This window comes from Actinomadura sp. 3N407 (genome assembly GCF_052245875.1).
GTDB lineage: Bacteria > Actinomycetota > Actinomycetes > Streptosporangiales > Streptosporangiaceae > Spirillospora.
On sequence record NZ_JBQQBP010000022.1, the window covers coordinates 89,096 to 112,838 of the forward strand.

General features: G+C 72.1%; 20 protein-coding genes. 4 read left to right on the forward strand and 16 right to left on the reverse strand.

Annotated features, from left to right (window positions below; translation table 11 throughout):
* Positions 1-2 precede the first annotated feature (2 nt).
* The 5 genes from ACTWPP_RS38255 to ACTWPP_RS38275 form a co-directional block, all read right to left on the reverse strand.
* Positions 3-788 carry a glucose 1-dehydrogenase gene (locus ACTWPP_RS38255; protein ID WP_443109331.1) on the reverse strand — a complete coding sequence of 262 codons (786 nt, stop codon included), beginning with the start codon at positions 786-788 and terminating at the stop codon, positions 3-5.
* Between the two features lie 77 nt (positions 789-865).
* Positions 866-1,720 (reverse strand): helix-turn-helix transcriptional regulator, encoded by an 855-nt coding sequence (locus ACTWPP_RS38260; protein WP_443109332.1) that lies wholly within the window; start codon positions 1,718-1,720, stop codon positions 866-868.
* Positions 1,721-1,769: 49 nt separating this feature from the next.
* Positions 1,770-2,945, reverse strand: a complete 1,176-nt coding sequence (locus ACTWPP_RS38265; protein WP_443109333.1) for an acyl-CoA dehydrogenase family protein — start codon at positions 2,943-2,945, stop codon at positions 1,770-1,772.
* Positions 2,946-2,964: 19 nt separating this feature from the next.
* Positions 2,965-3,759 (reverse strand): enoyl-CoA hydratase/isomerase family protein, encoded by a 795-nt coding sequence (locus tag ACTWPP_RS38270; protein WP_443109334.1) that lies wholly within the window; start codon positions 3,757-3,759, stop codon positions 2,965-2,967.
* Between the two features lie 69 nt (positions 3,760-3,828).
* A complete protein-coding gene (locus ACTWPP_RS38275) occupies positions 3,829-4,524 on the reverse strand; it encodes a GntR family transcriptional regulator (RefSeq protein ID WP_443109335.1) in 696 nt (231 codons plus the stop codon).
* A 173-nt stretch (positions 4,525-4,697) separates the two neighbouring features.
* Here ACTWPP_RS38275 and ACTWPP_RS38280 point away from each other — a divergent pair, with 173 nt between their 5' ends.
* On the forward strand, positions 4,698-5,849 hold the full coding sequence (locus ACTWPP_RS38280) for an acyl-CoA dehydrogenase family protein (RefSeq protein ID WP_443109336.1): 1,152 nt from the start codon (positions 4,698-4,700) through the stop codon (positions 5,847-5,849).
* Positions 5,850-5,865: 16 nt separating this feature from the next.
* On the opposite strand, the gene glpK (ACTWPP_RS38285) is transcribed toward ACTWPP_RS38280, so the two are convergent.
* Positions 5,866-7,392, reverse strand: a complete 1,527-nt coding sequence (glpK, locus tag ACTWPP_RS38285) for a glycerol kinase GlpK (protein ID WP_443109337.1) — start codon at positions 7,390-7,392, stop codon at positions 5,866-5,868.
* Between the two features lie 57 nt (positions 7,393-7,449).
* Positions 7,450-8,217, reverse strand: a complete 768-nt coding sequence (locus ACTWPP_RS38290; RefSeq protein ID WP_443109338.1) for an IclR family transcriptional regulator — start codon at positions 8,215-8,217, stop codon at positions 7,450-7,452.
* Positions 8,218-8,466: 249 nt separating this feature from the next.
* On the opposite strand from ACTWPP_RS38290, the gene ACTWPP_RS38295 reads away from it, so the two are divergent.
* The 3 genes from ACTWPP_RS38295 to ACTWPP_RS38305 all read left to right on the forward strand — a co-directional run bounded on the left by ACTWPP_RS38295 (position 8,467) and on the right by ACTWPP_RS38305 (position 12,638).
* Complete coding sequence (locus tag ACTWPP_RS38295; protein WP_443109339.1) at positions 8,467-9,294, forward strand: MIP/aquaporin family protein; 828 nt, start codon at positions 8,467-8,469, stop codon at positions 9,292-9,294.
* Positions 9,295-9,339: 45 nt separating this feature from the next.
* Entirely contained in the window at positions 9,340-10,857 is a 1,518-nt protein-coding gene (gene glpK, locus ACTWPP_RS38300; protein ID WP_443109340.1) for a glycerol kinase GlpK, read from the forward strand.
* 116 nt (positions 10,858-10,973) lie between these two features.
* Positions 10,974-12,638 (forward strand): glycerol-3-phosphate dehydrogenase/oxidase, encoded by a 1,665-nt coding sequence (locus tag ACTWPP_RS38305; protein WP_443109341.1) that lies wholly within the window; start codon positions 10,974-10,976, stop codon positions 12,636-12,638.
* Here ACTWPP_RS38305 and ACTWPP_RS38310 read toward each other — a convergent pair.
* The 9 genes from ACTWPP_RS38310 to ACTWPP_RS38350 form a co-directional block, all read right to left on the reverse strand.
* Entirely contained in the window at positions 12,635-13,441 is an 807-nt protein-coding gene (locus ACTWPP_RS38310; protein WP_443109342.1) for an FAS1-like dehydratase domain-containing protein, read from the reverse strand. The two genes, ACTWPP_RS38305 and ACTWPP_RS38310, sit on opposite strands and share 4 nt — an antisense overlap.
* Positions 13,442-13,457: 16 nt before the next feature.
* Positions 13,458-14,618 (reverse strand): NADH:flavin oxidoreductase, encoded by a 1,161-nt coding sequence (locus ACTWPP_RS38315; protein ID WP_443109343.1) that lies wholly within the window; start codon positions 14,616-14,618, stop codon positions 13,458-13,460.
* Between the two features lie 2 nt (positions 14,619-14,620).
* Positions 14,621-15,775 (reverse strand): acetyl-CoA C-acetyltransferase, encoded by a 1,155-nt coding sequence (locus tag ACTWPP_RS38320; protein WP_443109344.1) that lies wholly within the window; start codon positions 15,773-15,775, stop codon positions 14,621-14,623.
* Positions 15,776-15,796: 21 nt separating this feature from the next.
* Positions 15,797-16,414 carry a TetR family transcriptional regulator gene (locus tag ACTWPP_RS38325; RefSeq protein ID WP_443109345.1) on the reverse strand — a complete coding sequence of 206 codons (618 nt, stop codon included), beginning with the start codon at positions 16,412-16,414 and terminating at the stop codon, positions 15,797-15,799.
* 8 nt (positions 16,415-16,422) lie between these two features.
* Complete coding sequence (locus tag ACTWPP_RS38330; RefSeq protein ID WP_443109346.1) at positions 16,423-17,199, reverse strand: SDR family oxidoreductase; 777 nt, start codon at positions 17,197-17,199, stop codon at positions 16,423-16,425.
* On the reverse strand, positions 17,196-18,434 hold the full coding sequence (locus tag ACTWPP_RS38335; RefSeq protein ID WP_443109347.1) for an acyl-CoA dehydrogenase family protein: 1,239 nt from the start codon (positions 18,432-18,434) through the stop codon (positions 17,196-17,198). Before ACTWPP_RS38335 ends, ACTWPP_RS38330 begins: the two co-directional genes overlap by 4 nt.
* Positions 18,435-18,468: 34 nt before the next feature.
* On the reverse strand, positions 18,469-19,794 hold the full coding sequence (locus ACTWPP_RS38340; protein ID WP_443109348.1) for a glycosyltransferase: 1,326 nt from the start codon (positions 19,792-19,794) through the stop codon (positions 18,469-18,471).
* Positions 19,778-22,666 carry a bifunctional glycosyltransferase/CDP-glycerol:glycerophosphate glycerophosphotransferase gene (locus ACTWPP_RS38345; protein ID WP_443109349.1) on the reverse strand — a complete coding sequence of 963 codons (2,889 nt, stop codon included), beginning with the start codon at positions 22,664-22,666 and terminating at the stop codon, positions 19,778-19,780. The genes ACTWPP_RS38340 and ACTWPP_RS38345 overlap by 17 nt, the downstream gene beginning before the upstream one ends.
* Positions 22,667-22,974: 308 nt before the next feature.
* Positions 22,975-23,739 (reverse strand): CHAP domain-containing protein, encoded by a 765-nt coding sequence (locus ACTWPP_RS38350; RefSeq protein ID WP_443109350.1) that lies wholly within the window; start codon positions 23,737-23,739, stop codon positions 22,975-22,977.
* Positions 23,740-23,743 lie beyond the last annotated feature (4 nt).

The window sequence follows — 23,743 nt, forward strand, 5'->3', positions numbered from 1 at the left end:
TCTCAGGCCTGTGCCGTGGCCAGGCGGGAGGGTCCGGCGACGGCCGCGACGAGGCCGCCGTCCACGATGAGGTCCTGGCCGTTGACGTAGCCGGCGTCCGCCGAGGCGAGGAACGCGACGGCGCCCGCCACCTCCTCGGGCGTGCCGATCCGGCCGGACGCCACCTGAGCGCGGATCGCGTCCGCCTCGTCCTCGGGAACGGCGCCGCGGTACATCGGCGTGTCGATGTAGCCGGGGCTGACCGAGTTGACGCGGATTCCCCTCGGTCCGAGTTCGGCGGCGAGGGTGCGCGTCAGGCTCTGCACGGCCGCCTTCGTCGCCGAGTACAGCGCACCGACCGGCAGGCCGCGGTGCATCGTCCACGACGCGTTGACGACGATCGCGGCGTCCGCGGTCAGCAGCGGCAGCGCCTTCTGGACGGTGAAGAACACGCCCTTGAAGTTGACGTCCACGGCATGGTCGAAGTCGGTCTCGGTCATCTCGGCGGCCGGGCCGAACACGGCGATCCCGGCATTCGCGAAGACCACGTCCAGGCTGCCGTACCGCTCCCGGACGGTCTCCATCAGCGCGTCCAGGTCCGGCAGGCTCGCCGCGTCGGCGCGGGCGGCGAGCACCCGGTCGCCGCCGTCCAGCTCCTTGGCGGCCGCGTCGAGGCGCGCCCGGTCGCGTCCGGTGATCACGACCGACGCGCCCTCGTCCAGCAGCCGCCGGGCTGTGGCCAGGCCCATCCCGCTCGACCCGCCGGTGATCAACGCGACCTTGTTCGCAAAACGTGGGTTCCGTGTCATGCCGACGATCGTCCCGCTCCTCCCGGCCGGGCGGCAGAGTCCGCTTATCGTGGGTCTGTCACCACCACCCTCGCGGCTCAGCTGGCGGCCGCCAGACCGCGCCGGGCCGTGAGGCGTTCGAGGCGCTCCCGTGTGCCCGTCTCCGGCCGCGGATTGTACAGGACGAGCTCCTGGCCGGGACGGTCGGTGAACGGCAGCACCGTCGCCTCGAAGATCATCTCTCCGGCGTCCGGGTGCCGGATCGCCTTGACGGCCTGCGTCCGCGCGCTGACCTCGTGGCGGCCCCACAGCTCCGCGAACTCCGGGCTGACGGCCAGCAGGTCCTCGGCGATCCGGGCGAACTCGGGGTCGTCGGGGTAGCGGGCGGCGTCGGCGCGGAATCGTCCCACGACGTCGGGCGCCACCGCCTCCCAGTGCATGTGCAGAGCCCGGTAGCGGACGCTGGTGAAGAACGTGACCAGGCAGTTGTGGTCGGTGTCGCCGTACCCGAACACGTCGCGGGCGGCGTCGTTGACCGCGATGAGGTTCCAGTGCCGATCGCGGATGTAGGCCGGCCGCGGCGACCAGGCGTCCAGCAGCCGATGGAGCTCCGGGGTGACCGGAAGTGCCGGGCCGGCGTCCGCCTGGGGCGGGTTGAGGCCCGCGAGCAGGTACAGGTGCTCGCGCTCGACGCCGTCCAGCCGCAGCGCGCGGCCGATCGCGTCGAGCACGTCGCCGGACACCGTGATGTCGCGGCCCTGCTCCAGCCACGTGTACCAGGACACCCCGACCCCGGCGAGGACGGCGACCTCCTCGCGGCGCAGGCCCGGCGTCCGGCGCCGCCCGCCGGCGGGCATGCCGACGTCGGCGGGGGTCAGCCGGGCACGGCGGGTCCGCAGGAAGTCGCGCAGCTCTGAGTGGCGGCGGCCGGGGGCGGGAGTCGGGCTTGCCATGCCGCCACGATATCCGCCGCCCCCGGTCATCGTGATCGTCCGGCGGTGGTCAGTCCTCCAGGAGGCGGCGGCCGATGATCATTTTCTGGATGTCGGCGGTGCCCTCCCCGATCAGCAGCATCGGGGCCTCGCGGTAGAGGCGCTCGATCTCGTACTCGGTGGAGTAGGCGTAGCCGCCGTGGATGCGGAACGCGTCCTCCACGACCTCCTTGCAGTACTCGCCCGCGAGGTACTTGGCCATGCCCGCCTCCAGGTCGTTGCGCTCGCCGGAGTCCTTGCGCCGCGCCGCCATCACCACCATCTGGTGCGCGGCCTCGATCTTGGTGGCCATCTCGGCGAGGCGGAACAGGACGGCTTGGTGCCCGGCGATGGGCCTGCCGAACGTCTCGCGCTGCCGCGCGTAGTCGATCGCCAGCTCATAGGCGCGTTTCGCGACGCCGCAGGCCCGCGCGGCGACGTTCACGCGGCCGACCTCGACGCCGTCCATCATCTGGTAGAAGCCGCGGCCGGGCGTCCCGCCGAGGATCTGCGCGGACGGGACGCGGTGGGAGTCGAAGAGCAGCTCGGTGGTGTCGATGCCCTTGTAGCCCATCTTCCCGATCTTGCCGGGGACGGTGAGGCCGGGCGCGACCTCGCCGAAGCCGGGGGTCTTGTCGACGAGGAACGTGGTCATGCCGCGGTGGCCGGCGTCCGGGTCGGTCTTGACCAGGGTGGCGACGAGGTTGGCCGAGGCGCCGTTCGTCAGCCACATCTTCTGGCCGTCGATGACGTGGTGGTCGCCGTCCGGGACTGCGCGGGTCGTGATGGCCGAGACGTCCGAGCCGCAGCCGGGCTCCGACATCGAGAACGCGCCCCTGATCTCCCCGGTCGCCATCTTCGGCAGGTAGTGCGCCCGCTGCTCGGGGGTGCCGTGCTGGGTGATCATCCAGGCGACGATGAAGTGGGTGTTGATGATGCCGGACACGCTCATCCAGCCCCGCGCCAGCTCCTCGACCGCCAGCGCGTAGGTCAGCAGCGACTCCCCGAGCCCGCCGTGCTCCTCGCCGATCATCAGGCCGAAGAGCCCGAGGTCCTTCATGCCGTCCACGATCGCCTGCGGGTACTCGTCGGCGCGCTCCAGTTCGGCGGCGACCGGAATGATCTCCTTCTCCGCGAACGCGCGCACCGTCGCGATGATCTCCCGTTGCTCGTCCGTCAGCCCGTGGGTCTGCTGCAGCCTGCTCACGTTCCGTTCCTCCAAGATGTCAGCGGCCTTCGAAGCGTGGTGGGCGGCGCTCGGCGAACGCGGCGCGGCCCTCGGCGAAGTCGGCGGTGCCGAACAGGGCGGCCTGCTCCTCGCGTTCGGACTCCAGCAGCCGCTTCAGGCTGTGGTCGTTGCGCGCCAGCAGCCGCTTGGCGGCGGCGACCGAGAGGGGCGCGAGCGCGGCGGCGTCGGCGGCGAGCCCCAGGGCGGCGGCCAGGGCCTCGCCGGGCGGCGCGAGGGAGTCGGCGAGCCCGATCTCGCAGGCGCGGGGGGCCGGCACGGTGCGGCCGAACACGAGCATCTCCTTGGCGCGTCCCATCCCGACGCGCTGCGGGAGCGTCCACAGCAGCCCGCCGTCCGCGACGAGGCCGACCTTGCCGAACGCGGCGACGAACCGGGCGTCCTCGGCGGCGACCACGTGGTCGCAGACGGCGGCGAGGGAGACGCCGAGCCCGGCGGCGGCGCCCTCGACGGCCGCGATCACGGGTGTCCCGCAGGTCGCGATGAGGCGGACGGCCTTGTGCACGGGCGCGAGCCTGGCGCGGACGGCGTCCGGGCCGGCGCCCTCCATCGACCGGACGTCGCCTCCCGCCGAGAACGTCCCGCCCGCGCCCGTCAGGACGATCGCCCGGACGTGCGGGTCGCCGGTGCCGCGCTGGAGTTCCTCCAGGAGCCGTTCGCGCATGGGGACGTCGATCGCGTTGCGGGCCTCGGGCCGGTTCAGCGTCAGCACGCGGATCGCCTCGTGGTCGGTCACCGTGACGACGGTGCGTGACGCTTCAGAGTCCCCGTCCATCGAACCTCCTGGGAATTTTTTATACGATATGGGAGGCCGTTGCGGGAAGTGAAGAGGGGTGCGCGGCCGTCATCCGGGCCGGCCGTCCCAGAAGCCCTGCCCCTCCAGGTGCACGACCAGCAGCGTGCCCGCGTGCCGGATGTGGGCGCGCATCGCCTGCCGCGCGGCGTCCGCGTCCCCGGCCCGGAGCGCGGCCAGGACGAGGTGGTGGTCGTCGACCGACGCCTGGCTCCAGCCCTGGATGCTGGAGTAGAAGCGGCGCGGCGCGTAACGCACCACGAGCCGCAGCAGCCACGCCGTCTTGGGCGAGTCGGCGCACAGGTTGATCACGCGGTGGAACTGGTGGTTGGCGCGCTCGATGGCCTCGGAGTCCTTGGCCCTGGAGGCCTGCTCCAGCAGTCCCTGCGTCCGGTCGAGCGACTCCAGCTCCGCCTCGGTGACCTTCTCGGCGGCGCGGGCGGCCAGCTCGCCGGCGAAGTACGCCTGCGCCTCGAACAGGTCCTGGACGTCCTGCCGGGTCAGCGGGGCGGGCATGAACCCGCGACGCGGCTCCAGGGTGACGAACCCCTCGCCGCGCAGCGACAGCAGGGCCTCCCGGACGGGGGTGACGCTGATCCCGAGGTCCTCGGCGATCCGCTCCAGGCGGAGGAACTCCCCGTGCCCGACCTGGCCGGACATGATGAGCTCGCGCACGTAGGCGGCCACCTCGTCGCTCAGCTGGCGGCGCCTGCCGAGGCCCTGGTCACCGGAAGGTGCCACTGTCATCGTCTCCCCGTGCGCCCGTGTGGGTGTCCCCGTGTGGTGTGCCCGTGTGGTGTGATGGCGGCCGCGTCACATTATGGACGGTCACGGCTCCGCCACCGTTGACACCCCATGTTTTCAAATCAAATATATGAAATAGCCTTCGGGTGGACCAGTGCGGGAGGAGATCGGCAGCCGTGTTCACGCTCAGCGACGAGGAGCGCGCCATCGTCGAGGTCGTCGCGGACTTCGTCGACAAGGAGGTCCGCCCGGTCGCCCGGGACCTGGAGCACGCGGGCACCTACCCCGCCCACCTCATCGACCGCATGAAGGACCTCGGCGTGTACGGGCTCGCCGTCCCCGAGCCCTACGGCGACGTGAGCGTGTCCAAGGCGTGCTACGCGCTGGTCACCGAGGAGCTGGCGCGCGGCTGGATGACCCTCGCCGGGGCGTTCGGCGGCCACACGGTCGTCTCCCATCTGCTCGCCGTATTCGGCACCGAAGAGCAGAAGGCCCGCTACCTGCCCCGGATGGCGGCCGGGGAGCTGCGCGCCACGATGGCGCTCACCGAGCCGTCCGGCGGCTCCGACCTGCAGGCGATGACCACGTCCGCGCGGCGGGACGGCGACCGGTACGTCGTCGACGGCGCCAAGATGTGGATCACCAACGCGCGCATGTCGGGGCTGATCGCGCTGATGTGCAAGACCGACACCGGCGCCTCGCCGCGCCACCGGGGCATCAGCATCCTGCTGGCCGAGAAGGGTCCCGGCCTGACCGTCTCCCGCGACCTGCCCAAGCTCGGCTACAAGGGCGTGGAGAGCTGCGAGCTGTCGTTCGACGGCTACGAGGCGCCCCTCGACGCGGTGCTCGGCGGCGAGGAGGGACGCGGCTTCGCACAGATGATGCGGGGCCTGGAAGTGGGTCGCATCCAGGTCGCGGCACGCGCGCTCGGCGTGGGACGCGCCGCCTTGGAGGACTCCCTGCGCTATGCCCAGGAACGGGAGGCGTTCGGCAAGCCGATCTGGCAGCACCAGTCCATCGGCAACTACCTCGCCGACATGGCCACCCAGCTGCGGGCGGCGCGGCTGCTCACCCTCGACGCCGCGGCGCGCCTCGACGCGGGTGAGCGCTGCGACATGGAGGCCGGGATGGCCAAGTTGTACGCGTCCGAGGCGGCCATGCAGATCGCGCTGAACGCGGTCCGCATCCACGGCGCGGCCGGCTACTCCACCGAGTTCGACATCGAGCGCTACTTCCGCGACGCGCCGCTCATGATCGTCGGCGAGGGGACGAACGAGATCCAGCGCAACGTGATCGTCAAACAGCTCATCGAACGGAACCGGATCTGAGGCACGCCGAGCCCGCTCACGGCTGCGCGGCGGGGTCATCGCCGGCGCGGATCCAGTCGAAGGTGCGTTCCACGGCGCGTTTCCAGTTGTCGTACTCGGCGGCGCGCCGCTGCGGCTCCATCGCCGGGACCCACCGGGCCGCGCGGTGCCAGTTGCGGCGCAGCCCTTCGAGCCCGGCCCAGTAGCCGACGGCGAGCCCGGCGGCGTAGGCGGCGCCGAGCGACACCGTCTCGACCACCATCGGCCGCGCCACCGGCACGTTCAGCACGTCGGCGACCATCTGCATGACGAGGTTGTCGGACGTCATGCCGCCGTCGGCCTTCAGCTCTCTCAGCGACAGCCCGGAGTCGGCGTTCATCGCGTCCACGACCTCGCGGGTCTGCCAGCCGGTCGCCTCCAGCACGGCCCGCGCCAGGTGCCCCTTCGTGATGTAGGACGTCAGGCCGACGATGATGCCGCGGGCCTCGCTGCGCCAGTGCGGGGCGAACAGCCCGGAGAACGCCGGGACGATGTAGCAGCCGCCGTTGTCGTCGACCGACCGGGCGAGGGTCTCGATCTCCGGCGCGGTGGTGATCAGCCCGAGCCCGTCCCGGAACCACTGCACCAGCGCGCCGGTGATCGCGATCGAGCCTTCCAGTGCGTACACGGCGGGCTCGTCGCCGATCTTGTAGCCGACGGTGGTGAGCAGCCCGTTCTCCGACCTGACCGGCGTGGTGCCGGTGTTCATCAGCAGGAACGCGCCCGTCCCGTACGTGCACTTGGTCTCGCCCGGGGCGAAGCACGTCTGCCCGAACAGGGCGGCCTGCTGGTCGCCGAGGGCCGCGCCGACGCGGACGCCGGGGAACACGCGGCGGGCCGTCCCGTAGGTCTCGGTGGACGACCTGATCTCCGGCAGCATCGCCTTCGGGACGCCGAAGAAGTCGAGCAGGCCGTCGTCCCAGGACAGCGTGTGCAGGTCCATCAGCAGGGTGCGGCTGGCGTTGGTCACGTCGGTGACGTGGACGCCGCCGTCCACGCCGCCGCTGAGGTTCCAGATCAGCCAGCTCTCCATGGTGCCGAACAGGACCTCGCCGCGTTCGGCGCGTTCCCGCAGGCCGGGCGTGTGGTCGAGCAGCCAGCGGATGCGCGGCGCCGAGAAGTAGGTGGCCAGCGGCAGCCCGCTGCGTTCGGTGACGGCCGCGGCGCCGGGGGCGCGGGCCAGCTCGTCCACCAGGGCGCCGGTCCGCATGTCCTGCCAGACGATGGCGCGGCCGATCGGGACGCCGGTCAGCCGGTCCCACAGGACGGTCGTCTCGCGCTGGTTGGCGATCCCGAGGGCCGCGATCTGGTCCGTGGACGCCCCGGCCTGCGCGAGCGCCTCCGGCGCGACGCGCTCAAGGTTGCGCCAGATCTCCATGGGGTCGTGCTCGACCCAGCCGGGCCTCGGGAAATGCTGCCGGTGCTCGCGCTGCGCGACCGACACCAGCCGGCCGCCGTGGTCGAACAGGATGCACCGGGTCGAGGTGGTGCCCTGGTCGATCGACATCACATAGCGTTCGGTCACGATCGGCCCCCTCTCCCTGGACGCGCGCCCCCGCGGGCGGGTGCCGCCGGCCCGGCGTCACCAGCGTGAGCCGCCGAGGTCCCGGGACACCGCGCGGGCCGCGTCGCGCACGAACGCCACGAGCCTCGGCTCGGGGACGCGGCGCGCGTCGCAGATCCGCTCCACCGCGCCGGAGATCCCGATCGCCCCGACGACGAGTCCCCCGTACCCGCGGATCGGCGCGGCGATTCCGGCCTCCCCGATGGACAGCTCTTCGGTCTCGGCCGCCCAGCCGTTCTCCCGTACCCGGGTGGCGGCCCGGGCGAGTTCTCTCGGATCGGTGATGGTCCGCCGGCAGTAGGACTCCAGGACGGTGTCGCGGATGGACGCCGCGGCGTTGGCGTCGTGGGCGAGCAGCGCCTTGCCGAGCGCGGTGGCGTGCAGCGGCAGCAGCGAGCCGACGTCCATGGCCTGGAGCGTGTCGTCCGGCCGGAACACGTGGTGGACGACCAGGACCTGGCCGTCCAGCAGCGTCCCGATGCGGACGGCCTCGCCGCTGCGCGACGCCAGGGCGTCGGCCCAGTTGATGGCGCGGGACCGCAGCTCGTTGACGTCCAGGTAGCTGGTGCCGAGGTGCAGCAGCGCGGCGCCGAGCTGGTACTTGCCGGTGCCGCCGTCCTGCTCGACGAAGCCGACGCGTTCGAGGGTGCGCAGGAGGCCGTGCGCGGTGCCCCGGGCGAGCCCCAGGGACGTGGCGACCTCGCCGACGCCGAGCCGGCCCGAACTCGCGGCGAGCAGGCGCAGGATCGCGGCGGCCCGCTCGATCGATTGCACAGGTCCGGGCATGAATCCGATGCTAGTTCTCGCGGCAGGGTGCCGACAATGTCGGCAGCCGCCGCGATCACCGTCATCTTCGCCCCGAACTGCCCGGATTCTGTGATCTGGTGCACAGGGGGGAGGGTAACCGCCGCCGGGCCATGGCGAAAGTGTTCGACATTGTCGGCACCGTCCCGTTGTACGGCCTTCCAGACCGACTTACCGTCCTGCCCAGCCTCGAAGGGGCTCGCGTCCACCCCAGCATCACCAGGAGCGCTCATGGCGGAACGACCAAGAATCCCCACGCTCGCCGGCGAACTCGCAGCCGAATTCGCCGGCACGATGATCCTCATCCTTTTCGGCGTCGGCGTCGTCGCGCAGGTCGCCGGCGCCGAACTCGGCGACCACGACAGCATCGCCTGGGCCTGGGGCCTCGGCGTCACGCTCGGCGTCTACGTCGCGGCCCGCATCAGCGGCGCGCACATCAACCCGGCCGTGACCGTCGCCCTCGCCGTCTTCAGGGAGTTCCCCTGGCGCAAGGCCGCGCCCTACATCGCCGCGCAGACCGCGGGGGCGTTCGTCGCGGCGCTGATCGTCCGCTGGAACTACAGCGAGATCCTGGCCAAGGTCGACCCCGGCCACACCATCAAGACGCAGGGCGTCTTCTCCACCCTGCCGGGCAACGGGACCCTCCCGGTCGGGACCTGGGGCGCGTTCCGCGACCAGATCATCGGCACCGCCATCCTGCTCTTCCTGATCAAGGTGCTCACCGACGTGCGCAACTCGCCGCCGCTGGCCAACCTCGCCCCGTTCATGATCGGTCTCATCGTGGTGGCGATCGGGATGGCGTTCGGCAGCGCCGCCGGGTACGCGATCAACCCGGCCCGCGACTTCGGCCCCCGCCTCGCCTCGTTCCTCACCGGCTACGGCGGCGCGTGGCGGGACCAGTACGGCGAGCTGTACTTCTGGGTGCCGATCATCGCACCCCTCATCGGCGCGGTGATCGGCGTCGCCCTCTACAAGGTGCTCATCGGACGCTTCCTGCCCACGGAGGACGAGGCCCCGCAGGCCCCCGCGAAGCCCGAGCCCGAGTACGAGGCGGCGTGAACCGCCCCGTTCCCCTCCGCCCGTCCATCCCAGGAGAACCCACGCATGGCTGACTTCGTCGGAGCGCTCGACCAGGGCACCACGAGCACCCGCTTCATGATCTTCGATCACGGCGGCAACGAGATCGCCCGCCACCAGCTCGAACACGACCAGATCCTGCCGCAGGCGGGCTGGGTCGAGCACAACCCCACCGAGATCTGGGAACGGACCCGCGCCGTCGTCCAGTCCACCCTCAACAAGGCCGATCTCGGCCATGCCGACCTGGCCGCGCTGGGCATCACCAACCAGCGCGAGACGACGGTGGTGTGGAACCGGCGGACCGGCCGCCCGTACTACAACGCGATCGTCTGGCAGGACACCCGCACCGACCGCATCGCCGCCGCCCTGGAGCGGGAGGGCAAAGGGGACGTCATCCGGCGCAAGGCCGGACTCCCCCCGGCCACGTACTTCTCCGGCGGCAAGATCCAGTGGATCCTGGAGAACGTCGACGGCGTCCGCGAAGCGGCCGAGAACGGCGACGCGATCTTCGGCACGACCGACAGCTGGGTGCTGTGGAACCTCACGGGCGGGACCGACGGCGGTGTGCACGTCACCGACCCGACCAACGCCAGCCGCACCATGCTGATGGACCTGGAGACCCTCGACTGGGACGACGAACTCCTGTCGTTCTTCGGCATCCCGCGGCAGATGCTTCCGCAGATCAAGCCGTCCTCCACGCCCGGCGGCTACGGCCTGACGCGTCCGGACGGACCGTTCGGCGGCGAGGTCCCGCTGACCGCCGCGCTCGGCGACCAGCAGGCCGCGACGGTCGGGCAGGTGTGCTTCGCGCCCGGCGAGGCCAAGAACACCTACGGCACCGGCAACTTCCTCCTCCTCAACACCGGCAACGAACTCGTCCGCTCCTCGCAGGGCCTCCTGACGACGGTGTGCTACCAGTTCGGCCAGGAGAAGCCGGTCTACGCGCTGGAGGGGTCGATCGCGGTGACGGGGTCGGCGGTGCAATGGCTGCGCGACCAGCTCGGCATCATCTCCGGCGCCGCCCAGAGCGAAGCCCTGGCCCGGCAGGTCGACGACAACGGCGGCGTCTACTTCGTCCCCGCCTTCTCCGGCCTGTTCGCCCCCTACTGGCGCTCGGACGCCCGCGGCGCCATCGTCGGGCTGTCGCGCTTCAACACCAACGCCCACCTGGCCCGCGCCACCCTGGAATCGATCTGCTACCAATCCCGCGACGTCGTCGAGGCCATGCGCGAGGACTCCGGCGTCTCCCTGGACGTCCTCAAGGTCGACGGCGGCGTCACCGCCAACGAACTGTGCATGCAGATGCAGGCCGACATCCTCGGCGTCCCGGTCTCCCGCCCCGTCGTCGCCGAGACCACCGCCCTGGGCGCCGCCTACGCCGCCGGCCTGGCCACCGGCTTCTGGAACACCACCGACGAACTCCGCCAGAACTGGAACCAAGACCGCCGCTGGGAACCCACCTGGAACGACCGGCAACGCCAGACCGGCTACGCCGGCTGGAAGAAGGCCGTCAGCCGCACCCTCGACTGGGTCGAACTGGACTGACGGCCGGTCAACGTCAACCGAGTCGCGGGGAGTTGTCGTCCTGCAGGCCCCCTGGACGACAACTCGCCGCAACCCGGCGGCGGGACACTCGATCGATCTCTTTTCGGGAGCATGCAGTGACATCCGTAGCCCTCGGACCGCGGTACCGCGAGGACACCCTGCGCGACCTCGCCGAGACCGAGTTCGACGTCCTGGTCGTCGGCGGCGGCATCGTCGGCGCCGGCGCGGCCCTCGACGCGATCTCGCGGGGCCTGTCCGTCGCCCTCGTGGAGGCGCGGGACTGGGCGGCCGGAACCTCCAGCCGTTCCAGCAAGCTGATCCACGGCGGGCTTCGCTATCTCGAACAGCGCGACTTCGGGCTCGTCCGGGAGGCGCTGCGGGAGCGAAGCCTGCTCCTGCACCGGCTCGCTCCGCATCTGGTGCGTCCCGTCCAGTTCCTCTACCCGCTGCGCAACCGGGTCTGGGAGCGGGCGTACGTGAGTGCGGGCGTCACCCTGTACGACTCGATGGGCGGTTCCCGTGCGCTTCCCCGTCACCGGCAGCTGACGCGGCGCGGCGCCCTGCGGGAGGCGCCGGCCCTGCGGTCGGACGCGCTGGTCGGCGCGATCCAGTACTACGACGCGCAGGTGGACGATGCCCGCTACACGATGATGGTCGCCCGGACCGCCGCGCAGTACGGCGCGAAGGTCGCCACCCGCGCGGAGATGACCGGCTTCCTTCGCGAAGGCGAGCGGGTGACCGGCGCCCACGTCCTGGACCTGGAGGGCGGACGGGAGATCGCCGTGCGGGCCCGGCGCGTGGTGTGCGCGACCGGGGTGTGGACGGACGGCGCGCAGGCGATGACCGGGTCGCGGGCCGCGTTCGGCGTGCAGGCGTCCAAGGGCGTCCACCTGGTGGTGCCGCGCGACCGGATCCCGATGGACACCGGCCTGATCACGCGGACGTCCAAGAGCGTGCTGTTCATCATCCCGTGGGGCCGGCACTGGCTCGTCGGCACCACTGACACCCCGCACGAGGACGGCCCGGACGAGCCGGTCGCCGCCCACACCGACATCGGCTACCTGCTCGACCAGGCCAACGCCGTGCTGCGGACCCCGCTGACGCATGACGACATCGAAGGCGTGTACGCGGGGCTGCGGCCCCTGCTGTCGGGCGAGATGGACGACACGACCCGCCTGTCGCGCGAGCACGCCGTCGCCGAGCCGGTCCCCGGCATGGTGGTGGTCACCGGCGGCAAGTTCACCACCTACCGGGTGATGGCGCGGGACGCGGTGGACGTGGTCGCCGAGGGCCTGGACGACGCCGTCCCCGCGTCGGTCACGGGCCGGCTGCCGATCCTCGGCGCGGTCGGGTTCGAGGTGCTGTGGAACGAGCGGCGCCGCCTCGCCGCAGACTCCGGCCTGCACGTCGCGCGGGTCGAGCACCTGCTGCACCGGTACGGGTCGTGCGCCCGCGAGGTCCTCGACCTGATCGCGGACGACCCGGTGCTCGGCGCGCCCGTCCCCGGCGCCGAGGACTACCTGTCCGCCGAGGCGGTCTACGCGGTAACGCACGAGGGCGCCCTGCACCTGGAGGACGTCCTGGCCCGGCGCCTGCGCATCTCGATCGAGGAGCGGGACGGCGGCATCGCCGCGGCCTCCCATGTCGCCGAGCTTCTCGCGCCCCGGCTGGGCTGGGGCCGCGAGGACGTCGCCGACGAGATCAAGCGGTACGTGCTGCGGATCGCGGCGGAGCGCCGCGGCGGACCCGCCGTCCCGGAGACGCCGGTCACCGCCGCCTAGGCGAACGCGGCGGTCATCGCGGTGGCACCGCCCGGCGCCTCGATGGACAGCTTCCCGTCCGGGGACCCGGCCGCCACGAACGGCTGCCGCGCGTAGACGGGCCTCCGGGCGCGGAACGACAGCTCCGTCACCTTCAGGCCCGCCCGGCGCGGCAGCTCCAGGCACAGGATCGCGAGCAGCGGCCCGTGCACGACGAGCCCGCCGTGTCCCTCCACCTCGGTGGCGTAGGTCTCGTCGTAGTGGATGCGGTGGGCGTTGTAGGTGAGCGCGCTGAACCGGAACAGCAGCACGGGGTCGGCGGCCATGGGCAACGTCCACGGCGCCTTCACCTGCGGTGCCTCGAACGACACCTCGGCCGGACGGGAGGCCGCGCCGCCGCTGCGGTAGACGAGATCCTGTTCTTCCACCGCGATCTCCACACCACCGCGAAGGAACGTGTGACGCACGGTCACGAACAGCATCTCGCCGCTGCGCCCGTTCTTCACGGCCGTGGAGGCCAGCTCGTCCCGGCGGGTGACGGCGTCCCCGACACGCAGCGGCTCGTGGACCCGGAACCGTCCGCCGGCGAACATCCGGCTCCGGTCGGGGATCGGCGGCAGGAACCGTCCCTCACGCGGGTGTCCGTCCGCGCCCAGCTCGCGTCGCGCGGGACGTTCGAGGAAGTGGAGCCACTGCCACAGCGGCGGCAGCTCCTCCCCGGGCGGCTCGACGTCCAGCACACCGGCCAGCGCCGCCGACGGCGCCGCGCCGATGACCTCGACCGTCTCCCGTGGTTCCGGTGCCCATCCCGCGATGTCGATCATCGCCCCATCCTCCCGGTCAGGCCGGGATGACGGGGCAGTGGGTGCCCTTGTAGATCGTGGGGACGCAGCGGTTGCAGTGGATGCACAGGGACGGGGTGGACGGGTCGGCGGCGATGCGGTTCACCAGATCGGGCTCGCGGAGCAGGGCGCGGGCCATGGCCACGAACTGGAAGCCCTCAGCCATCGCCGTGTCCATGGTCTCGCGGTCGGTGATGCCGCCCAGCAGGATCAGCGGCAGGTCGAGTTCGGCGCGGAATCTGCGGGCGTGTTCGAGCAGGTAGGCGTCCTGGTAGGGGTAGACGCGCAGGAACCTCTTGCCGAACATGCGGATGCCGGCGCGCATCGGCAGCTTGTAGTTGGCGGCGAACTCCGGGATGGGCATCTCGCCGCGGAACAGGTACATGGGGTTGAGCAGTGAGCTGCCGGCGGTCAGCTGCAGCGCGTCGACCGTGCCCTCCTCCTGGAGGCGGCGCGCGACGTACAGGCTGTCGTCGATCTCCAGGCCGCCGCGGACGCCGTCGCGCATGTTGAGCTTGGCGGTGACGGCGATGCGGTCGCCGACCCCGTCGCGGACGGCGCGGGCGATGCCGAGCGCGACCTTGGCGCGGTTCTCGATCGGCCCGCCGTAGGCGTCCTTGCGCCGGTTGAGGCGGGGGCTGAGGAACGAGCTGGCCAGATAGTTGTGCCCGAAGTGGATCTCGACGGCGTCGAAGCCCGACTCGATCGCCAGGCGGGCGGCCTCGGCGTGCGCGCGGGTGATCCGCTCGATGTCCCCGGCGGTGGCGACCTTGGTGAAGCGCATGCCGAGCGGGTTGAAGAACCGCCCGGCCGAGACGGCGGGCAGCTTGTTGGAACCGGCGTCGGCGACGGGCCCGGCGTGGCCGATCTGCGCGGACGCGGCGGCGCCCTCGGCGTGGACGGCGTCGGTGAGCCGCCGCAGGCCGGGGACGGCGTCGGGCCGCATCCAGATCTGCCCCCGCTCGGTGCGTCCCTCCGGGGCGACCCCGCAGTACGCGACCGTCGTCATGCCCACTCCCCCGGCGGCGGGACGGCGGTGGTACTCGATCAGGTCGTCGGTCACCACCGCGTCGGGCGTCATCCCCTCGAAGGTGGCGGCCTTGATGACGCGGTTGCGGAGGGTCAGCGGCCCGAGCCGGGCCGGTTCGAACACGTCCACGGTCAGAGACGCTCGATGATCGTGACGTTGGCCTGGCCGCCGCCCTCGCACATGGTCTGGAGGCCGTAGCGCCCGCCGGTGCGGTCCAGCTCGTGCAGGAGGGTGGTCATCAGGCGGGCGCCGGTGGCGCCGAGCGGGTGGCCGAGGGCGATGGCGCCGCCGTTGGGGTTGGTCGTCGCCGGGTCGGCGCCGGTCTCCTTCAGCCAGGCGAGCACGACGGACGCGAACGCCTCGTTGATCTCGACGGCGTCGATGTCGCCGATCGTCATCCCGGTCTTCTTCAGCGCGTACGCGGTGGCGGGGATCGGCGCGGACAGCATCCGGATCGGGTCCTCTCCGCGCGCGGAGATGTGGTGGATGCGGGCGCGCGGGGTGAGGCCGTGGTCCTTGACGGCCTGCTCGGACGCGATGAGGAGCGCGGCGGCGCCGTCGGAGATCTGGGACGAGACCGCCGCGGTGAGGCGCCCGCCGTCCACGAGGGTCTTCAGGCCCGCCATCTTCTCCCGGGTAGTGTCGCGGCGCGGCCCCTCGTCGGTGGTGACGCCCTCGTAGGGGGCGATCTCGCGCTCGAACCGTCCCCCGTCGATCGCGCGGATGGCCCGCCGGTGCGACTCGTAGGCGAACGCCTCCATCTCCTCGCGGGACAGGTCCCAGTCGCGGGCGATCATCTCGGCGCCGTTGAACTGCGTCACCTCGGCGTCGCCGTAGCGGCGCGTCCAGCCCTTGGAGCCGGCGAAGGGCCCCTCGGTGAAGCCGAGCGGCGCGGCGGCCGTCATCGCGGACCCGATCGGGATCTGCGACATGTTCTGCACGCCGCCGGCCACGACCAGGTCGGACGTCCCCGACAGGACGGCCTGCGCGGCGAAGTGGACGGCCTGCTGGGAGGAGCCGCACTGCCGGTCGACGGTGACGCCGGGGACCTCCTCGGGCAGCCCGGCGGCGAGCCAGCAGGTGCGGGCGATGTCGCCGGCCTGCGGCCCGAGGGTGTCGACGCAGCCGAACACGACGTCCTCGACGGCGGCCGGGTCGGCCTTCGTGCGGTCCATCAGCGCCGTCAGCACGTGCGCGCCGAGGTCGGCGGGGTGCGCGCCGGACAGGCCGCCGCCGCGCCGCCCGACCGGAGCGCGGACCGCGTCGACGATGTATGCCTCGGCCATGGGGTTCTCCTTTGTACGGACCTAGCTCGCCTGGATCCCTTCGAGGAACATGGCGAGGTACTGCTTGGCGATGTCGTCGGCGGACAGCCGCCCGCCGGGCTGGTACCAGTTGGCGGCGACCCAGACGGTGTCGCGGATGAACCGGTAGACGAGGCTCGGGTCGAGGTCGGCGCGGAACACGCCTTCCTCCACGCCCCTCTCCAGCAGGGACAGCCACATCTCCTCGAACCTGCGCCGCGATTCGTGCAGGTAGTGGAACCGCTCGCTCGTCGCGAGGTGCTTGGACTCGTTCTGGTAGAGGACGACGGCGGGCCGGTGCCGGTCGATCGAGCGGAACGACTCGACGACGATGCCCTCCAGGGTGTCGCGCGCGCTGAGCCCGGCCTCCAGGACGCGGTCGTAGGAGGCCCACATCTCGTCCAGGAAGGTCGAGAGGATCTCGTCGGCCATCGCCTCCTTGGAGTCGAAGTGGTAGTAGAGGCTCCCGCCGAGGATGCCGGCGGCGTCGGCCACCTTCCGGACGGTGGTGGCGGAGTACCCCTGGGAGGCGAACACCTCGGCGGCCGTGGCGAGCAGTTCGGCCCGCCGTCCCGCGCGGGCGGCGGCCGTGCCCTCGGCGTCGCGCCGTCGTGGACTCATCGTTCTCCCTATGCGTGCTGAGAGGAGACGGAGACGACCTCGCCCGTCATGTACGAGGAATAGTCGCTGGCCAGGAAGACGATGACGTTGGCCACCTCCCACGGTTCCGCGTAGCGGCCGAACGCCTCGCGGCGCGTCAGCTCGTCCAGCAGTTCCCCGGAGGTCACCTTCACCAGGTGCGGGTGCATCGCGAGGGACGGCGAGACGGCGTTGACGCGGACGCCGAAGTCGGCGGCCTCCAGCGCGGAGCAGCGGGTCAGGGCCATGACGCCGGCCTTGGCCGCGGCGTAGTGGGACTGGCCCTTCTGCGCCCGCCAGCCGATCACCGACGCGTTGTTGACGATGACGCCCGAGCCCCGGCCGCGCATGATCCGCAGGGCGGCGCGGGTGCAGCGCATCGTGCCGGTGAGGGTGATGCCGAGGACGCGGCTCCACTGGTCGTCGGTCATGTCGACCAGGTCGGCCGTCCCGCCGAGGCCCGCGTTGTTGACGGCGACGTCGATGCGCCCGAAGCGTTCCACGGCCAGGTCGTAGAGGGCCTGGACCTGCTCCTCGGACGTCACGTCGCAGGGCAGCGAGGCGACCCGGTCGGCGCCGAACTCCTTCTCCAGCTCCAGCGCGGACGCGGTGAGGCGCCGCTCGTGGGCGTCGGAGATCAGGACGCGTGCGCCCTCCTCCAGGCAGCGGCGGGCGGTGGCGCCGCCGATCCCGGCGCCGGCCGCCGCGGTGATCACGACGGCGCGGTCATCGAGCAGCCCGTGCCCGGGTACGTAGGGCGGGGTCATCCGCGTGCCTCCCTGCCTGCGGCCGGTTCCCGGGGGAGCCCGAGCACCCGCTCGGCGATGATGTTGCGCTGGATCTCGTTCGACCCGGCGTAGATCGTGTCGGAGCGGGAGAACAGGAACAGCCGCTGCCAGTCGTTCAGGTCGTAAGGCTGTGTTTCCTCCGTCCCCTTTTCGGGGGCCCGCCCCCGCCCTCCGTCGGCGACCATTCCGGCGGCGCCGAGGACGTCCATGGCCAGCTCGCCCAGTTCGCGGTGCCAGGTGCCCCAGACGAGCTTGGAGATGGACGACTCGGGCCCGGGCGCCCCGGCGGCGACGCCCGCCATGGTCCGCACGGCGTTCAGCCGCATGATCTCCAGGCCCATGTACGACCTGGTCAGACGGTCGCGCAGCAGCGGGTCTCCGATGGCGCCGGTGCGGCGGGCCAGGTCGGCGACGCCCTCGAACTCGCGCCGGAACCCGACCTGCTGGCCGAGCGTCGCGACGCCCCGCTCGAACCCGAGCGTGGCCATCGCGATCTTCCAGCCCTCGCCGGGCGCGCCGACGATGTTCCCGGCGTCCGTGCGGGCGTCGTCGAAGAAGACCTCGTTGAACTCCGAGGTGCCGGTGAGCTGGACGATCGGACGGATGTCCACGCCGTCCCGCTTCATGGGGACGAGCAGGTACGACAGGCCGCGGTGGCGGGACGATCCGGGCTCGGTCCGGCAGATGAGGAAGCACCAGTCCGATTCGAGGGCCAGCGACGTCCAGACCTTCTGGCCGTTGATCAGCCAGTGGTCGCCGTCCCGTTCGGCGCGGGTCTGCACGTTGGCGAGGTCGGAGCCGGCGCCGGGTTCGGAGTAACCCTGGCACCACAGTTCCTCGACGGCCACGATCGGCGGGAGGAAGCGGGCGCGCTGCTCGTCGGTGCCGAACGCGATGATCGTGGGGCCGAGGAGGTTCTCGCCGATGTGGTTGACCCGGGCGGGCCCGTCGGCCAGCGCGTACTCCTCGTGGAAGATGACCTGCTGTTCGAGGGTGGCGCCGCGTCCGCCGTACTCCTCGGGCCAGCCGACGCACGTCCAGCCGGCGGCGGCCATGTGCCGCTCCCAGGCCAGCCGCTCCTCGAACGCCTCGTGCTCGCGCCCGGGCCCGCCGAGCCCGCGGGCGTGGGCGAACTCGCCGGACAGGTTGGCCTCGAGCCAGTCGCGGACCTCGGCGCGGAACGCCCGGTCCGCCGGGGACTCGTTCTGGTTCACGCCGTGTACTCTACCAAACAGTTGTTAGAAAGAATCACCCCCGGGGTGCGGGCTCCGCCGCCCGCTCCGCCTCGGGCCCCTCCGCAGGCCCGGGGACGCGCGCCGCGGTCCGCCCGGCCTCGCCTTCCGCGGCCTCCGCCACGGGCCTCTTCGCCACGGACCTCTCCGGCGTGCCCTCCTCCGGTTCCCCGGCGGCGGACGGCAGGGTGCGGTGGAGGAGGTCGAACAGCCTGTCCCAGCGGGCGAGCACCGCGTCCGGATGGAACCGCAGCACCGACGCGCGGGCCTCGGCGCCCACGGCACGGCGCAGATCCGGGTCCCCCATCAGGCGTTCCAGCTCCCGGGCGAACGCGGCGATGTCGCCCGGCTCGACGAGCACGCCGCCCCGACCGTCCCCGATCAGGGCCCGGACGCCCGGCGCGCAGTCGAACGCGACCGTGGGCAGCCCGTACGCCATCGCCTCCAGCACCGACATCGGGAAGCCCTCGGCCCGCGACGGCAGCGCGAAGATCGACGCCTCGACGAGCGCCTCCTCGACATCGGCGACCACGCCCCGGAACTCCACCGAGCCGGACAGCCCGGCGGCGTCCACCCGCTCGCGCAGCGCCGCCTCGTCCGGCCCGCCGCCGTAGACGTGCAGCCGCCAGCCGGGACGGCGCGCGGCGACCCGCTCCCACGCCTCCAGCATCATGTCCACGCCCTTCTCGTACGACAGGCGGCCGACACAGGCGACGACGGGAAGATCGAGCGTGGGGTGGACGCTGGGGGCGACGTGCAGCGCGTTCGGGATGTAGTCCACGTTGGTCATCCCGTCCCTGGCCCAGGCGTCGGCGTCCTCCGCGGTGAGCACCAGCATCCGGTCCACGTCCGCGTAGTGCTCCCTGACCCGCCGGTACCGCGAGGACGCGCAGGTGGCCGCGAACGACTCGTGGCTCATGCCCACGACGCGCAGCCCGGAGGTGTCGGCCAGCCTCACCCACTCCATCGCCCACACCTGCCCCACGATGACGACCGATCCGGGCCCGGCCGCGGCGAAGAGCTCCGACAAGCGGGCGGCGCCGCGCCGCTGCGCCATCGTCCGCCACAGGTCCCGCCCGCGTGCGCGCACGTCCATGCGCTGACGGAGCCTCTTCGGGCGCCACGCCATCGCGGGCGGACGCCAGTCCTCGTGCAGCACCTCGACCGCGTAGGAGCCGTCGCGGCCGTGGTGGTACGACTCCGGCCCGCGGGTGATCCCGACGAGGGTGACGCGGTCGCCGCGTCCCGCCATCAGCCTCGCCATGTGGTGCGCCCAGCGCTGCAGGCCGCCCATGCCGTCGGTGTTGTTGCACACGATGAAGACGTCACGCGGTGCGGCCATGCCTGTTCCCCCTGTGGCGTTGCGGTTGTGCGGGCGGGAAGTAGCGGTCCACCACCGTCCGGGCGGCGGTGCCGCGGTCGTGCTCGCCGAAACGCTCGGCGAACGCGCGGCGCCGGGCGGCGTGGACGGGCTCCGCCTCGTCCAGGCCGGCGAGCGCGGCGACGAGTTCGTCCTCGGTGCGGGTGATCGGCCCGGGCGCGTGCGGCTCCAGGTCGAAGTAGCCGGTCCTGCGGTCCCTGCCGTCCGGGAGGTGCAGGACGATCGGCCGGTCGAGCAGCGCGAAGTCGAACATGATCGAGGAGTGGTCGGTGATCAGCGCGTCCGCGAGCAGCAGCAGCGGGGTGACGTCGGGCGCGGCGCCGGCGTCCCGCACGACCGCGCGGGCGCCGGGCGGGAGGTCGGCCCGGCACAGGTAGTGCGGCCGGACGAGCAGCACGAACTCCTCCCCCAGTTCCCGCGCGAACACCTCCGGGTCGATGGGCGGCTCCAGCACCCCGACCGGGCGCCCGTCCGGGAGGGTGGCGAAGGTCGGCGCGTACAGGACGGCGCGGCGACCGTCGTCCAGCCCGAGCGAGTCGCGGAGGGCCGCAACCTCGGCGGCCAGTTCCGGGTCGCCGTCCACGCCGTTGACCAGGGGATCGTTGCGGGGATAGCCGGCCCGGAGCAGCTCGGAACGGACCCCGAGGCCGCCGCACAAGGTCTCCACGTCGTGCTCGGACCGGACGAGGAAGCAGTCGAATCGCTCCACCATCCGCCGCAGCCGGGCCCGCTCCGAGGCCGGGCCGCTCTTGAGCCGCGGCTGGTCGAGGCCCATCAGCTTGAAAGCCGACCCGTGCCAGGTCTGGATGTAGGTGGTCTCGCGCCGCTTGCGGAGACCATCCGGATAGCCCTGGTTGTCCACCCAGAACCCGGCGCGCGCGAGCGCCAGGAAATAGGCCCATGAGCCGCGCCGGACCAGCCTGGCGTCGTCCGGGAACCCCTTGGGGGACGAGGCGTACGACCACACCGCCTTCACCGGCCGGCCCGACCGGCGCAGCTCCCGGTGGATGTACTTCGGGTTGTCCGAGTACTGCTTCCCCATGTGGCTTTCGAAGACCACCAGGCCCGTCCGGACGGGCAGCCGGCTCAGCACCCGGTTGAACACGACGATCTTGGTGTGGTGCGAGGTCAGCTTCCGGCGGACGCGCCGGCCCAGGCGCCGTGCCCGCCGGGCCGCCCGTCCGGGCGGGGTCCCGGTGGCGCGGCGCACGACCGCGCCGGCGAGCCGCGCCCCCGGGCTCCCCGCCTCCAGGACGAACGCCAGCTGCCCGCGCCCGGTGACGCGCGAGCTGAGCCGGTCGGCGGCGAGCCGCGTCAGCCGGGGCCGGACGGGCAGCATGACACCGTCCAGCGGAGGCGAACCCCGGCCCGCGCCGGGCCGGGTGACCACGTCCTCGCCGTCCACCCGCAGGCGGAACCGCACGTCCCACACCGGGTCGACGAACCCGATCGGCCGGATCCGGGCCGCCGGGTCGAACTCGGCCCGCCAGCTGAGCCGGTCGCCCTCGTGCCGGACGGCCGCCCGGACCCTCGCCCTGCGGGCCGGGCGGCGCCGGTCGCTGAACTCCAGCGTGCCGGACAGGTCGGCGTCCTCGGGGATCCGGTTCAGCGGGTTGAGCACGTCCCCGGCCATGTGGACGCGGCCGGCGCGCATCTCCAGCCGCGTCACCGTGTTGCCCGGGCACAGCTCGTTCAGCGGCCGCTGATGGAAGCCGAGGCCGGTGACGTCCAGGATGCGGCGGCCGAGAGTCCTGCGCGGGCGGCCGCCGCCCCAGTAGACCCGTCCGTTCCGCTCCACGAGCCGCGCGCGCAGCTCGGGCCGGCTGCCGGGGGCGTACTCGGCGGCGGCGAGCGCCCCCGCGTGGTCTCCCTCACGGGCCAGGTAGGCGGCGATCGCGGGCAGCGGATTGGCCTCCTCGAACGCCCGGGGATCCAGCTCGGCCACGTAGCCGGCCGCCAGGTCGAGGAACCGCGCCTGGTAGTCCCGGTCGCGGCCGCGCAGCTCCCGCATGTAGAGCAGCAGGTCGTGGTTGATGAACTTGACGTCCTTGGCCCGCCGCAGGTCGTGGGCCCCGCGCAGTGCGAACAGCTCGTCGATGCGCCGGTGGATCTCCAGCCGGTCGGCGAAGTTGGCCAGCTCGGCGCGCCTGTTGGAGATGGACGGCGCCGTCGCCGGCTCCCGCACCAGCCAGTTGTAGACCCGGTGCGGGATCAGCGCGGTCCGGCCGGCCGCCAGGTACGCCTCGGCGGTGAACAGCAGGTCCTCGTAGTAGAGCTCCTCGACGAACCGCAGCCCCTGGTCCTCCAGGAAACCCCGCCGGTAGGCCTTGTTGGTCGACAGGGTGTCGTAGAGGAGGTCGGGATTCTCGCTCAGCGACCCGTACACGGCCCTGCGCTCGTAGAGCCAGGGATACCAGGGGCGGACGCGTGCCTGCGCGTCCTCCGGCCGGTCCAGGAAGACCCGGTCGCACCGGCCGGACACGATGTCGGCGCCGGTGTCCTCGGCCGCGCCGAGGAGGTTGAGGCAGGCGTGCCGGTCCAGGAGGTCGTCGCTGTCGAGGAACATCACGTACCGGCCGGTGGAGGCCTCGATGCCGGCGTTGCGCGGGCGGCCGCAGCCACCGGAGTTCGACGGGAGGTGGACGGCCCTGACCCGCCCCGGGTGCGCGGCGGCGAGCCGGTCGGCGATCTCCGCGGTGCCGTCGGTGCTCGCGTCGTCGACGATGACCGTCTCGACGGCCCCCAGCGACTGCCCCAGCGACGACGCGGCGGCCCGTGGCAGCCTCCGCGCGTCGTTGTAGGCGATCACCACTACACTCACATCAGGGCGCATGGGCTTCCCCTCCACGGCTTGGAGTTCCGGGGGACGCCCCAGGCCTCCGGCAGTGGCGTCCGATCCGGCCTTCTGCTCTCAGTTGCTCCCTTCCATGCGCCGGTCGGACGCGCGTGCAGGGTTCCTTTCCAGGAACGCCGCGCTAAGGTCCAAGGGCGATCAAAGCCTGTCAACGGTTGGTATTACCCGCCTTCGGCGGAGACATGGGGGCAGATCGCCCGGGAACGCCAGAAGGCGCCCGGCGGGTATGCCGGGCGCCTTCCGATCAGGGACCGCGCTGGTGCGCCGATCGTGGACCGCGGGCTGGATCAGGCCGCGTAGTCGGGGTAGCCGTACCCCACGACCAAGGACTTGTCGCGGACCTTCTTCTGCACCGCGTTGTTGGTGTTGCCCTCGATGGTGCTGATGGTGCCGTCACCGTTGTCCTTGACGACGATGCCGACGTGGTCGATGGCACTGATGCTGGAACCCCTGTCCCAGTCGAAGAACACGACCGAGCCGGGCTTGGCCTTCTTGCCCCAGCGGTCGGTGTCCTCGAACCAGGAGGCGTGCTGGACGGTGTAGGCGTCCCAGCCCATGTTCTTGACGCCGGTCTGGGCGCCGAGCCATGAGACGAACATGTTGCACCACTGCGCGCCGTTGTAGGCGTCGACGGAGAACCCGCCGTCACGCTGGGCCGTGGCCTTGGCGTGGGGGGTCGACACGTACCACTCGTGGAACTTGGTCTGGCCGTCCTGGCCTTCGCGGATGCCGACCTGCTCCTCGGCCAGTTCGAGCACCTCGGAGGCCTCCACCGCACGCGGCGGCACCTTGTAGCCCGCCTCCACGTAGTCGGAGGCCGAGACGGCCTCGGACTCGCTCGAGACGGTGCCCTTCTCGGCGGAGGCGGCCGCCGCCGCCTGGGCCGGGGTCTCGGCGACCGCGTCACCGGTGAGCGGGTTGAAGACCGCGAGCCCGACGGCTCCGGCGAGCACCGCGCTGACGGCGACGCTGACGGCCTTGTCCTCGGCCGTGAAGCTGTTCAGCGTGGCCGTGATGTTGTTCAGGGAAAGTCGATTGAAACGACCGGTCATGCAG